Genomic DNA, 14,124 nt, shown 5'->3' with positions numbered 1-14,124 from the left:
CTACCGCGATGGCCCGCCGATCGGCGTTCTCCCTCTCCCCGCTGTTCATCAATCGCCTCCTTCACCGAATCTTGCGGCCTGCCAACGCGGCAGCAAAGGACAGTCGGCCGAGAAGGCGGCAGCCGAAACCAAATCTTTGCCCAGCCAGAGCCTTTCGACCGATAGGCCCGAACGCAGATCGCACACGCGGGCCTCGCCGCCCCAATCGGCCACGATCAGCTTGTGGTCGGTGAGCCAGTCGATGGCGCCCGCCGGATTGTCGAGCGACACGTTTTCACTGACGCGGCCGTCGGCCGGCCGCCAGACGATGAGCGACGAGAGCTCGCGGTCCAACCATGTGCCCAAGGCGATCGCCAAACGATCGCTCTGTTTCGTCCACCGCAAACAACTCACCGGCGCCTCGTGCAGGAGCAATCGAGCTACGACTTCCTCATCAGCCATGTTCCAAACCAGCACGCTGCCATCGGCCGCGCCGGCCGCCACCCGCGCGCCGTCAGGGGCAAAGGCGACCGATACCAGCGCCGACTCGCTCCCCTTGAGCAGCGACCGGACGACGGCCGTTTTGCAGTCCCAAAGACGCACCACGCTTTCGTCTTCCTGCGCCGTCGCCAGAAACCGGCCGTCGGGCGAGAACGACGCCGAGACGATGCGATACGTGCTCAGGTCGACCGACTTTTCCGACTCCACGTCGACCAATGCGGCACGATGGCCGGTGCGGGCCTGCAGCTTGTAGCGGCCATCGGGCGAAACCGCCGTGGCGTAGACCACCGCGCCGACCCGCGGCGACGTGTCGCGAGCGACAAACCACGAGGCTGGCCGTGGTCCGCTGGACGATGTCGGAGCTATGTCCTTTGCGCGGACCGGGCTCTGTAGGGAACGGGGCGCCCTCTGGGCCCTGTGGCGTTCCGCCTCGTTGGGATTTGCGCCGGTCCCGCCGCGCGGAACGCCACGGAGGGCGTTCCCTACAGATGTACCTGCCAAGGCTTCGTGCTGCGGCCCGACGAATGCCGGGCCAAGCGGAAGTACGACCGCCGCCCCAGTCAGAACGAGCGCGCGGGCCCATCGCGAGGGTTGAATCGCCACCTCGCCGCATATAATCTGCGTCAAGCGCCGCCGCAAGAGCGGCACCGCACCCAGTCCGCAGGCCGCCGGAGGCAAGGGCTGCAGCGGCTCGCAGAGAAAATCGAGCGTCGTCAGCAGGGCCTCGGCATATCGTCGCCGCGATTGGACCTGATGAATCACCCAAGCGTCGCAGCACTCTTCTTCGGCGGCCTCGATCTCGCGCCGCGCCCACCACACGAGCGGATGCCACCAGTAGAGCACCTGCACCGCCAGTTCCAACAGGCGGACCAGCCAATCGCTGCGCGCGTAGTGGGCCAGCTCGTGCAGCAGCAGCGCGTCGCACGCAGCCGCGTCGATGCGGCGCGTCAGTTCCGCGGGGAACAGCAGGCAAGCATTCCGGCCGGCGCCCCACAGCATCGGCGAGACGGCGCTTTCGACCACCGCCACGCGCGGTGCCGACGCGAGGCCAGCAAGGCGTTGGTCAGTCCCGTCGTAACAAGCCACGTCATGGTACACCATCGAGGGTTCAGGGTTCAGCGACGCGCAAGCGGAGCTAACGCCAAACCGTAAGTGCCAAACGAAGCGCTAGCTCCTGAACCCTGAACCCTGAACCCTGAACCCTATATTTACCGCTTCTTTACCGGCTTCCCACCCTTGAGCTCCAATTGATCGAGCAAATCTCGCAAGCCGCGGCGTTCTTCGGCCGAAAGCCGCGCGGCCCTGACCAGGTGCATCAACAGCGGCTGCACCGAACCTTCGCACAGCCGGTCGGCGGTTTGCTGCAGCCGGCGGCCGATCAGCTCCTCGCGATCGAGGGCCGGTTCAAACGTGTGCGGCCAATTGCCGCGCTCGCGGCGGACGCACTTCTTGGCTTCCAGCCGCTCCAGCAGCTTTTGCACGGTGGCGTGCTGCGAGGTGCTCGAACCGGCATAGAGCTTTTCGGCGATTTCCCGAACCGTGGCCGAGCCGCGGTCCCAGAGCACCTCCAGCACCGCCAGTTCGGCGTCGGTCACATCTCGAGGCGCACGCGCCATGGACAAAGTTCCCTCAGATACCAACAAGTCATCCCGCTACGCTTATCCGGTCCTATGATAAAGACATCCCGTCTGAAACGCAAGCGGTTGCAAATCGCACCCTACTTCACGCGGGCAGAAATCGGTGGCTGGGGCAGAAGCTGGCCGGGCTCGGCTGGATTTGCCAACACGCCCTGCGGCCAGCGATGCCCAGGCAGCAGCACCACCGGGGCATCGCTGGCCGACGGCGTCTTGGGGACTGCACTACCGCGACCCGGCCAGCTTCTGCCCCAGCCACCGAAAGCGACGTCCTTATCGGTGGGCCGGCGCTCGCAAGCTCGCTGGTCCCACCTTACGCGCGCCGGAAGCCTCACGCCCGACGCCTCTTTACTTTCCGCCCACGGAAACCAGGTGCGAGTACGTCCGCAAATACATTCGCCCGTCGGCGACGGCGGGCGTGCTGCGGCTCTCTTCGCCCAGCGGGTTGCGGCCCAACAACTCATATTCTTCCGCCGCCGCCACCACCGTCACCTCGCCGTCCTCGCGAAGGCAATACAGCCGCCCGGCCACGCAGACGGGCGAACCGTGATAGTTGCCGCCCACGCGCTTCTGCCACAGCTTCTCGCCGGTGGCCGCCCGCAGGCAGGCGACAACGCCCTTGTCGCTCCACAAAAAGACGAGCTCGCCCAGGGCCACGGGCGTCGGCACGTAGGGGGCCGCGATGTCTTCAACCTTATAGGCGATTTCCGGCGACGATCCTTTGTCGTCCGGCGGGCGCACGGCCACCACGTAGTTGCCTCCTCCGCCCGAACCGCACGAGCCGAAGATCAGCCCCGCGGCGATCACCGGCGAGCTGACGCTGCGCTTGTTGAACACGTTGATCTCCCAGTTCACACGGCCATTGGCGGGATCGACGCTGGTGATGCCGTGCGACTCGCTGTTGAAGATCAGCTCCGGCTCGCCGCCGGCCGGCTGATAGACGCAGGGCGTGGAGTAAGCCACGGTGGCCGTGCGGCGGTCGAGCTTCCAGCGCAGCTCGCCCGTGCGGCGGTCGACGGCCAGCACCGAGCTGGTGCCTTGATGGTTTTCGTCGCCCTGATCGTTGCCCAGCACGACGAGATCCTTGTAGACGATCGGCGACACACCGCAGCTATGCTGGCTGGTGTACGGCCCCAGGTTCTTTCGCCATACCTGCTCGCCGTCGTGAGTGAGTGCCATGAGCGTATATTCGTCGGGCGTCGACCAGCAGCAATAGACGTGGTCGGCATCGACGCATGGAGTGCTGGAGGCGAAGCTGTTGAACTTGTGCTTGGCGTGCAGCGACGACGGATATTTGTGCTGCCATAGGATTTGCCCGTCGTCGGTGCGCAGACAGAGCACCAGCCGCGTGGCGCTGTCTTCGAAGGCGCTGGTCAGAAAGACGCGGTCGTGCCAGACGACGGGCGACGAGTGTCCGATGCCCGGCAGTGCCACGCGCCAGTTCAGGTCTTTGTCGGTCCACTGGGCCGGAACGCTGTCGGCATCGCTGACGCCGGTTCCGTTCGGGCCGCGAAAGCGGGTCCATTTCTGTGCGCTGGCCGGTCCGGCGCAGGCGGCAAAGAGGAGCAACGCCGCCAGTATTGGTCTACGGGTCATGGGTGGGATCCTTGAGGCGGGAAGAGAATCTGTAGGCAGGTAGCTTAGGGCGTCGCAAACTGCTGCCGCACCCAGGCACGGAAGTCGGCAATCCAAGCGGATTCATCGACGCTCCGCTCGAAGTCGAGAAACGGTTCCAGGTCTTTGACGCGCAGCATGGGCAGGTTCAAGCTGTATTCGCGTTCGGTGTATTGCCCGTCGGAGCCTAGCGACCAGGCAGTCAAAGCTTCGTCGCGCCATCGCCAGACTTCGGGCACGCCCAGCGCGGCGTAGATGGCCTGGCGGCCGACGGCGCTACGGCTGATTTCGACTTCGACAACCAGGTCGGGCGGCGGATCGACGGCCAGGTCGACCTTGCGGCGTGCGCGTACGCGGTGGTGATTAAGAATGTAGTAGCACTCGTCGGCCTCAAGTCCCTTGGCCAGTTCAGGCCGCTTCCAGGTTGTGGCGCTCAGGCTTCTCAGCGGGATGCGCAGTTGCTCGGTGAGAGCTTCGATCATTCGGCCGATCAGCCGTTTGATCGCTTCGTGATCGGGGGAGGGGGACATCAGTTCCAGGGTCCCTTCATCGTAGGTCATCCGGACGCGGTAGTTTTCTTCGCCTTCGCGCAGCCGCGCGTAGGTTTCCCACGGAATGCGCGACAACACGACCCGGTCTTCCGGGGCCAGCGACAATTGCTCGACGGTTGCCATGCGAGAGCTTCTCCGATTACTGATGGCACTATTCTATCGCCCCGTCGGCCCGCTTGCCACGAGGCGAGGCCCGACGGCGATGCACTCCATCACGGTGTCGCAAACCGCTGCCGCACCCAGCCACGGAAGTCGGCAATCCAAGCGGATTCATCGACGCTCCGCTCGAAGTCGAGAAACGGTTCCAGGTCTTTGACGCGCAGCATGGGCAGGTTCAAGCTGTATTCGCGTTCGACGTATTGCCCGTCGGGGCCAAGCGACCAGGCGGTCAAAGCTTCGCCGCGCCAACGCCAGACTTCGGGCACGCCCAGGGCGGCGTAGATGGCCTGGCGTCCGACGGCACTACGGCTGATTTCGACTTCGACAACCAGGTCGGGCGGCGGGTCGACGGCCAGGTCGACCTTGCGGCGTGCGCGTACGCGGTGGTGGTTAAGAACATAGTAGCATTCGTCGGCCTCAAGTCCCTTGGCCAGCTCAGGCCGCTTCCAGGTTGTCGCGCTCAAGCTTCTCCGCGGGATGCGCAATTCTTCAGTGAGGGCTTCGATCATCTGGCCGATCAACCGTTTGATCGCTTCATGGTCGGGCGAGGGCGACATCAGTTCCAGGGTCCCTTCATCGTAAGTCATGCGGACACGGTAGTTCTCTTCGCCATCGCGCAGACGCGCGTAAGTTTCCCACGGAATGCCCGACAACACGACCCGGTCTTCCGGGGCCAGCGACAATTGCTCGACGGTTGCCATTGGTCCTTGCTACTCCATATATATAAACTCATTCATACTCATCAACGCCTGGCAGAAATCGGCCCTGGCCACCGAACTCGCGTCTTTGCGACCCGCCGACGCATGGGCGGCCGATTGCTTCGCCAAAAACTGCGCGGCCAACGCCAGTTCCTTGGTGCCGGGCCTGCGGCCGAAGGCCAAACCGTAGGCCGCCGGCACGAATTGCTCCTCGGCCACATCGCTCAGCCGGCCGGCAAACGCCTCGGCATATTGGCGGCCTTGCGGGCTGTTCATGAACATCAGGGCCTGCGGTGCAATCGTCGTGCTGGCCCGCTGGCCGATGCTCACCAGGTGCTCCGGCCAGTCGAAGAGCATCATCATCGGAATAAGCTGGCTGCGCTTGATGAAAAAATAAACGCTGCGGCGGCGCATATTCTGGTCGAGCGTGCCGGGGCCGTACATGGCCGGATCGAGCAGCCCGCTCACGGCCAGCATCGAGTCGCGGACCGCCTCGGCCTCCAGGCGGCGCGGCGTGCGCCGCCAATGGTAGGCGTTCTCGCGGTCGATCTTCGCCCGTGCTTCGTCGAAATCGGCCGACTGCACATAGACGCCGCTGGTCATGACCAGCTTGTGCAGCCGCTTGAGCTGCCAACCATTGGCGACAAGATCCTGGGCCAGCCAATCGAGCAGCTCCGGGTGCGTAGGCCGCTCGCCGGACGAGCCGAAATCGTTGGGCGTGGCCACCAGCCCGCGGCCGAAGTGGTGTTGCCAGAGACGATTGACCATGACGCGTGCCGCCAGGTGCCCGGCACCGTGCTCGGCGTCGGTCATCCAAGCGGCCAGGCGGCTGCGGCGAGAGCTGCTTTTTGTCGAAGCGTCGACCGAAGTCGCCGGCTGCCACCGAGTACCATCTTCGCCTTCGCGCAACAGTACGGGCAAGAAACCCGGCGCCGCCACGTCGCCCTTCTGATTCACGTCACCGCGGCGCAGAAAGTACGTTTCCGGGTAAAAGTGCGGATAGCCGCGGTCGTCGGCATGATGGGGCAGGTGCGGCAATCCCTCGCTGGCAACCAGCACCTTGGTGAGTTGCAACCCCGGCCCGGCCTTCTTCAAGTCCGACAGGCTCTGATCGAGCTGTCGCCAGTCGTCGAGCGTCGTTTTGTACCAGCCGAGCGCGGTCTGCCAATCGGCGCCCTCGCGCTCGCCCGACTGCTTGAGCCGCAGAATCGCATCGACCACTTTGGCATCGGGGCCTGCATTGCCGACCGTCGGCGGAGCGTCGGCCTGGCGCGTCACGGAGAGGCGAAAGCGGCCGATCGCATGTTTGGTGTTGGGGTGATCCAACCATTCACTCAGCTTGCCGGGCAGCACCTCGCGTTCGTACTTGGCAACCTCGCCCGTCAGCTCGGCCAGCCGCGCCTCGTATTCTGCCTTGCGCCGCGCATTTTCCCGCGGCTGCAAGTCGAGCTCGATCTCGCTGCGGATGGTGGTGGTGAAGGTCGAAGCCAGCCGATAGTAGTCGTCACTGCGGACCGGATCGAACTTGTGGTCATGGCACCGCGCGCAGCCGACCGACAGTCCCAGAAAGGCCACGCCGGTGGTGGCCACCATATCGTCCAGCTCGTCGTAACGGGCCGACTCGAACTCGGCTTCCGTCAACTGCGTGGGGAACGCGCCCGCCCCCAAAAAACCGGTCGCCATCCAGGCCAGCGGATCGCCGGGCGACAGCTCATCGCCGGCCAACTGCCAGCGGACGAACCGGTCGTAAGGCATGTCGGCGTTGAACGCCTCGATCAAGAAGTCGCGATAGTGATAGGCGGTCGGCCGGTCGTAGTCTTGTTCATAACCATGCGACTCGGCGAAGCGCGCCACGTCCATCCAGTGCCGCGCCCAGCGCTCGCCGTAATGTTCGCTTGCCAAGAGCTGGTCGATCAACTCGGCGTAAGCGGACAGGTCGCTCACCGCTTCACCGTTGCCGCCCGTCAACCGCGCCACCCACTTCTCCATCTCGTCCTGCGCGGGCGGCAGGCCGATCAGGTCGAAGTAGGCCCGACGGATGAGCACGCGCGCCGGTGCCGGGCCGTTCGGCTTCAGGCCGAGTGCTTCCTGCTTGGCGCGGATGAATTGATCGACGGGCGTCCGGACCCAACCACGGTCTGCGACCTCGGGGGGCGCGACCGGTTCGAACCGCTTGAGCGACCAGAACTGGCGGCCGGCGGCAATGTCGATCTGCCGCCCGGCCGCGGCGACCGTGCCCGCGCGCGGGTCGGGGGCGCCCAGCTCGACCCACTTCACAAAATCGGCGATGACCGCGTCGGGCAGCTTGCCCTTGGGCGGCATTTCGAAATCTTCGTGCTTCAGGGCGCTGACCAGCAGGCTTTCGTCGGGCTTGCCCGGCACGACGGCCGGCCCGCTTTCGCCCCCCTTGCGTGCGCCTTCGCGAGTGTCGAGCAGCAAGCCGCCCTTGAGTTTCTTTTGCTGGGCCGCCTGCGCCGAGTGGCACTGATAGCATTCTTTGACGAGCACCGGGCGGATCCGTGTCTCGAACAGTTCGAGCGCGGCCGCATCGTCTGCCGCGGCGCGGCTTGCCGGCAGCAGCATGGCGATATGGCAGATCGTCAGCAAGGCTGGCACGGTGGCTCGGAACATGATGTCGGGCTTAAAAATCATCGTGGTACTATCCATCGGCGAAAGTCGATTCATTCTACCCAGCCGCACGCCGAGGCGGCTATCCCTGTCCTCTCAGGAACAACACCATGAAGCTTCTTCATCCGCCCCATGTGAAGCGGCCCTTGGCAGCGGCGCGGAGCTACCCATCCAGCAGCATCGAGCGGGCCTTGAGGGACAAGCACTGCTCATCGAGCAGCTCGCCGCGATCGACCAACGACAACTCCGGCTGCGGACCGAGCGGAATTTCGGCGACGGCTCGTCCCTCGCTCACATCGATCACCGAAATCGAATCGGCCAGCGTGTTGGCGACGTAGATCCGCTTGCCGTCCGAGCCGGCGGCGAGGGCGGTGGGCCGCCGGCCAACGGCAACGCGCTGATAGCCGAGGGCGCCCGCTCGCCCCAGGAGGACGGCGTCGATGCCGGAAACGGCGATGGCAATACGGCCGCCAGACAGGACCACCACATCGCCGGGGTCGGCGGCGCCGTTGCCCGTACCGCCCAGAAACTCCAGGCGGCTGGCGGCCAGCAAGTCGGCATGCTCACCGGCGACGTACTCGGGCGACAGCCAGCGCAGATTGTTCCGCAGCAGCGTACCCCAGTGAATGTCTTCGCGATCGGCCCGCGCCAGCCGACTGATTGCCTGCTGCGCCACCAGCAGCCAGCGGCCATCGGCGGTCAACGTCAGTCCGCGAAGATTGTGGCCCGGCAACTCTCGCACGGAGAGCAGCCTGCCGCGCTCAACGTCGACCAGTCCCAGCCGGCCGCCGAAGGCATCCGCCACGGCCAGTTTGGAATCCCGCTCGAGGAAGCACATCTTGCCTGGTGCGAACTTTATCGCGACAACCTTGGCAAGCCGCCAGCCATCGGTGCCTTCTTCGCCGAACGATACCTCGACGAGCGCCACGCGGTGCGCCCAGCGCGAGGCCACGACAAGCAGCTTGCCGTCGGCGGACAGCTCGAGACTGACGGGCGCGGCGGGAACGTCAAGCCGGCCCTCTTCGCTGAGCGTGCCATCTCGCCACCGCAACAGAATCAGTTGCCCGGCGGCCTCATCGGCGGCCACCAGGTGCCGGCCGTCGTGCAAGGCAACGAGGTCCGACAGCCGCCGGCCAACGGCGAATTCGGCCGCAACCTTGTTCATGGCCGGATCGACGACTGACACGCTGCCGCTACGCTGGTTGGCCACGAAAAGCCACCGGTCGTTGTCCAGCAAGGCAAGAGCCACCGGCCGACGGAGGCGCGGCGCGAGCGAAGGCTCGATCTCCTCACCCGGCGCGGCGCGCTGAGCGCACGCGGTGCTGCAAACCGCCAGCAATGCGGCTGCGACGAAAAGATGACAGCCATCGGGCAGTGGCCTCTGCCTTACCCGCTTACGATGTTGCATTGGGCACGTCCACCCGGGGTTGCACCCTGGGCTGATGAATCACGCCGCTTCGCGGCTACGACGGCCTCCGGCCGTACAAACGAACTTGCCCATCTTTTCCGCAAGCAGGACGATCTCTAAAGCTGGTGGCAAACCGAGAACAGCACGCAGCTCATCAACGAAGACTACCTGCACTACCGCCGTCAGTTTTTTCATGCAAAACTTTGCCGCGCGCAATGATCTCGCTGAGAAACGAATCTCCCTCCGCCAATCGCCAGCGCAGATTTTTTGGAGTGCGCACGACGATGTCCAGCGGAAAGGGCGGGGATATCGCCTGGCTGATTCGCGCCGCTTGGTCGAGTTGGTTTCGGGCGCGCATGACGACCAGGATGTCCACGCCGCTGTCCTCGTGCGGCCGGCCGTAGGCGTGCGAGCCGAACAAGACGATCGTCTCCGGCTGAAAGCGCTCCGCCACGTCCCGCGCAAAACGGCGGATGACCGACGTGGGGACGTGGGGGCCTCGATACCAGCGCGTCGAATCACGCCTTTTCGATTTCGGTTTTTGCGACGCTGTGACCATTGTCTCATTGTAGCTCCTGATCGCCGCGCAGGGCCAGCGAGAAGCGGGAAGAAATTCCGATGGATCTAACCTGTTCACCGGCGAATGGCTTGGTTAGCATCAAAGCGGTCAAACGTCGTCGATCTACACTGCGGGAGTTTTGTTCTTTGTCGTCGGCTTCCTCTACTGCCGGATTTGCGGGCCTGTGCGTGGCCGCCTTCGAGAGCCGACGCGCGCTGGAAATGACCCGCCTCATCGAAAAGTTCGGCGGCCGGTCCTCCGTCAGCCCCTCCATGCGCGAAGTGCCCGTCGGCGACTCGCGCGAGGCCATCGACTTTGGCCATGAGCTGATCAGCGGGCAAATCGACGTCGTGCTCTTTCTGACCGGCGTCGGCGTGCGGCAGCTCATGAGCCAGTTGGAGCGGCACCTCGACCGCGGCCGCTTTCTGAACTGCCTCTCCGACGTGACCACCATCGTGCGCGGGCCGAAGCCTTTGGCCGCCTTGAAAGAACTGGGCGTCGAGCCGAGCTTTCGCGTGCCCGAACCGAACACCTGGCGCGAGCTGTTGCAGACCGTCGACGAACACGTGCCGGTCTCGAACCAGGTGGTGGCCTTGCAAGAGTACGGCCTGCCCAACACCAGCCTGATCGCGGGACTGGAAGCCCGCGGCGCGTCGGTGCGGCGGGTGAAGCTTTATAACTACGACTTTCCCGAAGACACCGGCCCGCTGGAACGCAACCTCCGCTGGCTGGTCGATGGCCAAATCGACGTGGCGATGTTCACCTCGGCGCACCAGGTGGTCAACCTGCTGGGCCTGGCACAACGGCTCGGTCTGGCCGATGAGGTGCGCGAGGCGTTCCAGAGCGTGGTGGTGGCGTCGATCGGTCCCACCACCAGCGAGATGCTGCGCGAGTGCGAGCTGCCGGTCGACCTTGAACCGGAACATCCCAAGATGGGTCAGCTCGTGCAGGTGGCCGCCGCGCGGGCCGTCGACCTGGCGGCGGCCAAGCGCCGACGCGTCCGCGTTCGCAGCGGGCCGGTCATTCGCCACGAACCGGCTGCCACGGAGCCGCGTCCGGCCTGGTACGACAGTCCGTTCATGAAAGCCTGCCGCCGCGAGCCGTGCCCGATTGTGCCCATCTGGCTCATGCGTCAGGCCGGACGCTACATGCCCGAATATCGCGAGGTCCGGGCAAAGACCACCTTTCTCGATCTGTGCAAAAACCCCGCGTTGTGTGCCGAGGTGATGATCGCGGCGGTGCGTCGTTTGGGCGTCGATGCGGCGATCATCTTCTCCGACCTACTGCCGATTCTCGAACCAATGGGGATGGACCTGGAATTCGCCCATGGCGAAGGGCCGTTGATCCACAACCCCGTTCGCGAGGCCGACGACGTCGACCGACTGCTGGAGCTGGAGAGCGTCGAAGCGCTCGACTTCGTGATGGAGACAGTCCGCCTGACGCGGGCGGGCATTGACGAGAAGATCCCGGTGATCGGCTTCGCCGGAGCGCCGTTCACGCTGGCCAGCTATGCGATCGAGGGGGGCGCCAGCCGCAGCTATCTGCACACCAAGACCTTGATGTATCGCGACGAGCCGGCCTGGCATGCGCTCATGGGGCGACTGGCGAGGTCGGTGACACGATATCTCAACGCCCAGATTGCCGCCGGGGCGCAGGCCGTGCAGCTTTTCGATAGCTGGGTGGGATGCTTGGGGCCGGACGACTACCGGCGATACGTGTTGCCGCACACCAAGACCGTCATCGAGGGAATCGTGCCTGGCGTGCCGCTGATCAACTTCGCGACCGGCAATCCGGCCTTGGTGCCGCAGATGGCTGAAGCGGGCGGCGGCGTGATCGGCGTCGACTGGCGAATTCGTCTCGACGACGCCTGGCGAGCGATCGGCGAACGGGCGATTCAAGGCAATCTCGACCCGCTGGTGCTCTTGGCCGACCGCGCCGAGATTCGCCGCCGGGCGCACGACGTTTTGCGGCAGGCGGCCGGACGGCCTGGCCACATCTTCAACCTTGGCCACGGCATCTTGCCGCAGACGCCGGTGGATAATGTGGTTGCCTTGGTCGATGCCGTCCATGAGCTCGGGCCGCAGCGGGGATGATTGCCAGCGGTGTACATAGTGCATGCGCGGAAGAATAACGCCGTTGCGGTGGCTGGGGCAGAGCTTGGCCGGGCAACGGTCAGCACCTTTGCACAGCGTGACGGCCAAGCGATGCCCCGGTGCGTCGGTTCCGGGGCATCGCTTGGCCGTCGAGCTGAATCAAGGAGCAACCTCAACCTGGCCAAGCTCTGCCCCAGCCACCGCATTGGTCCCTCATAGCATGACTGACAGCACACCGCTTGCCGCCTTGAATTCTGACGCTCCACGCATCGCTCTTGTCGGCGGCGGCATCACGGGACTTGCCGCGGCGCATCGGCTGACCGAGCTGGCCCCACAGTCGCAAGTGACTTTGTTCGAGGCCGGCCATCGCTTGGGCGGCGTGCTTGAAACCCAGCGGCGCGACGGTTACCTGCTGGAGCTGAGCGCCGACAACTTCATCACCAATGTTCCCTGGGGCGTCGATCTTTGCCGTCGCGTGGGACTGGCCGATGAGTTGCTGCCGACGCGCGAGTCGCAGCGACGGGCGTTCGTCGTCCGCAACGGGCGACTGTTGCCCGTTCCGATCGGGTTTCATCTGCTGGCTCCCGGACAGCTTTGGCCCGTGGTGCGGTCGCCGCTTTTGAGCTGGCCCGGCAAGCTGCGCGTGCTTGGCGAATTGCTCGTTTCGCGGCGGAAAAGCAAGGGCGATGAGAGCCTGGCCTCGTTCGCCCGGCGGCGATTGGGACGCCAGGCGTTTGAACGTCTCGTGCAGCCGCTGGTCGCCGGCATTTACACGGCCGACGCCGAACGCCTGAGCATGGCGGCCGCGTTGCCGAGGTTTGTCGAAATGGAACGCCGCTATGGCAGCCTGATTCGGGCAGCCTGGCAGGAACGCGGCCGCAGCGCCGATGCGTCGGCCTCCAGCGGCGCCCGCTATGGGCTGTTCGTCGCTCCGCACGAAGGCATGAGCAGTCTCGTGCGGGCCATCGCCAGCCGTTTGCCGGAGGGTTGCGTTCGCACGGGTGCCGCCGTCACGAAACTCGCGATGAACGACGGGAAATGGCTGCTGTCGGTGGCCGAGGGCGTCGAGCAATTCGAGGCCATCGTGCTGGCCCTGCCCGCGCCCGCCGCCGCGAAGCTTCTGGAAGGCTTCGATCAAGAACTGGCCGGCGAGCTGAAAAAGATCCCTTATGCGGGCAGCGTCATCGTGGCCCTGGGCTATCGACAAGAGCAGTTTGAACGGAGCCTGGATGGTTTTGGCTTTGTCGTGCCGTCGTTGGAGCGGCGGCACATTCTGGCGGCAAGTTACAGCAGCGTCAAATTCGACGGCCGCGCGCCGGACGCCCGCGCGCTGATCCGAGTGTTTCTGGGCGGCGCCGAGCGACAGGAACAACTCGATCTGGACGACGACAAGCTGATCGCTTTGGCCAGGGCCGAGTTGGGCGAGCTTATCGGCGCACAAGGCGAGCCGGAGTTGACGCGGGTCGTCCGCTGGCCGGCGAGCATGCCGCAGTATCACCTTGGGCACGTCGAGCTCGTCGAGCGAATCGAGCGCGACTGCCAGCGCTGGCCCACGCTGGCCTTAGCGGGCAACGCCTATCATGGCGTCGGGGTGCCGAATTGCATCCACAGCGGCGAGCAGGCGGCCGAGCGCATTGGGAAGGTCTTAGGTCTTGGGTCTTAGGTCTTGGGTTACGGCGATTGTTGTTCGGCTTTCGTTTCGAGACCCCAAGGCCCAAGACCCAAGGCCCAAGATCCGTTATTCTGTTGACTTAGCCAGCCCCTCGATTGTCGTCTGACTAGCGTATGAATACAAACTGGTTACCCAAGCAGCGTGTCGTGGTGCCTGTCGATTTCTCCGACGAATCGTTCACGGCGCTCGATACGGCGCTGCAACTTGTGCCCGACGCGTCGCACGTCTCGCTGATCTACGTCTTGCCGGTGCTCGATCCGGCCGAGCCGGGCGTGATCTGGACTACGGTCGATGACGAAAGCCGTCGCCATCATGCCGAGCTGGCGCTTGCCGAGCGGCTCGACGCCGCGCGTTACTCGGGCATCAAAACGCAGATTGCCTTCGGCGATCCGGGGCACGAGATCGCCGACTTCGCCCAGCGTGAGCACGCCGAACTGATCGTGCTCTCCTCGCACGGCCGCACCGGCCTGACGCGGCTGTTGATCGGTTCCGTGGCCGAAAAGACCGTCCGCCTGGCCCACTGCCCGGTGCTCGTGCTGAAGAAATAAAATCGGCGCGAGGCAAGTCCGCAACTTCTTGGAAGTCTGCCAACGTTCGCCCCGAGGCAGTCTCATAGATCGAGCTGCGA

General features: G+C 64.9%; 11 protein-coding genes. 3 read left to right on the top strand and 8 right to left on the bottom strand.

Annotated elements, in window-relative coordinates; all coding sequences use genetic code 11:
• Positions 1–48: 48 nt before the first annotated feature.
• The 8 genes from VNH11_22875 to VNH11_22840 form a co-directional block, all read right to left on the bottom strand.
• The gene (locus VNH11_22875; GenBank protein ID HVA49226.1) at positions 49–1,581 is read right to left on the bottom strand and encodes a M56 family metallopeptidase; all 1,533 of its coding nucleotides are present in this window, start codon (positions 1,579–1,581) and stop codon (positions 49–51) included.
• A 107-nt stretch (positions 1,582–1,688) separates the two neighbouring features.
• Positions 1,689–2,096, bottom strand: coding sequence for a BlaI/MecI/CopY family transcriptional regulator (locus VNH11_22870; protein HVA49225.1), 408 nt, complete (start codon positions 2,094–2,096; stop codon positions 1,689–1,691).
• A 366-nt stretch (positions 2,097–2,462) separates the two neighbouring features.
• Positions 2,463–3,710 (bottom strand): PQQ-binding-like beta-propeller repeat protein, encoded by a 1,248-nt coding sequence (locus VNH11_22865; GenBank protein ID HVA49224.1) that lies wholly within the window; start codon positions 3,708–3,710, stop codon positions 2,463–2,465.
• A gap of 44 nt (positions 3,711–3,754) precedes the next feature.
• On the bottom strand, positions 3,755–4,402 hold the full coding sequence (locus VNH11_22860; protein HVA49223.1) for a Uma2 family endonuclease: 648 nt from the start codon (positions 4,400–4,402) through the stop codon (positions 3,755–3,757).
• A gap of 89 nt (positions 4,403–4,491) precedes the next feature.
• The gene (locus VNH11_22855) at positions 4,492–5,139 is read right to left on the bottom strand and encodes a Uma2 family endonuclease (protein ID HVA49222.1); all 648 of its coding nucleotides are present in this window, start codon (positions 5,137–5,139) and stop codon (positions 4,492–4,494) included.
• Positions 5,140–5,148: 9 nt separating this feature from the next.
• The gene (locus VNH11_22850; GenBank protein ID HVA49221.1) at positions 5,149–7,767 is read right to left on the bottom strand and encodes a PSD1 and planctomycete cytochrome C domain-containing protein; all 2,619 of its coding nucleotides are present in this window, start codon (positions 7,765–7,767) and stop codon (positions 5,149–5,151) included.
• 160 nt (positions 7,768–7,927) lie between these two features.
• Positions 7,928–8,974 (bottom strand): hypothetical protein, encoded by a 1,047-nt coding sequence (locus VNH11_22845; protein HVA49220.1) that lies wholly within the window; start codon positions 8,972–8,974, stop codon positions 7,928–7,930.
• Between the two features lie 352 nt (positions 8,975–9,326).
• Positions 9,327–9,731, bottom strand: a complete 405-nt coding sequence (locus tag VNH11_22840) for a nucleotidyltransferase domain-containing protein (GenBank protein ID HVA49219.1) — start codon at positions 9,729–9,731, stop codon at positions 9,327–9,329.
• A 221-nt stretch (positions 9,732–9,952) separates the two neighbouring features.
• On the opposite strand from VNH11_22840, the gene hemE reads away from it, so the two are divergent.
• From hemE to VNH11_22825, 3 genes are all read left to right on the top strand, one after another.
• Entirely contained in the window at positions 9,953–11,824 is a 1,872-nt protein-coding gene (gene hemE / locus VNH11_22835; protein HVA49218.1) for a uroporphyrinogen decarboxylase, read from the top strand.
• Positions 11,825–12,044: 220 nt separating this feature from the next.
• Complete coding sequence (gene hemG, locus VNH11_22830) at positions 12,045–13,487, top strand: protoporphyrinogen oxidase (protein ID HVA49217.1); 1,443 nt, start codon at positions 12,045–12,047, stop codon at positions 13,485–13,487.
• 122 nt (positions 13,488–13,609) lie between these two features.
• Entirely contained in the window at positions 13,610–14,044 is a 435-nt protein-coding gene (locus VNH11_22825) for a universal stress protein (GenBank protein HVA49216.1), read from the top strand.
• The last annotated feature ends 80 nt before the right edge of the window (positions 14,045–14,124 follow it).

This window comes from Pirellulales bacterium (assembly GCA_035533075.1).
In the GTDB taxonomy this organism is placed as follows: domain Bacteria; phylum Planctomycetota; class Planctomycetia; order Pirellulales; family JAICIG01; genus DASSFG01.
Note: the sequence above shows the minus strand (reverse complement) of the source record. Positions and strands in the feature narration are given on the sequence as shown.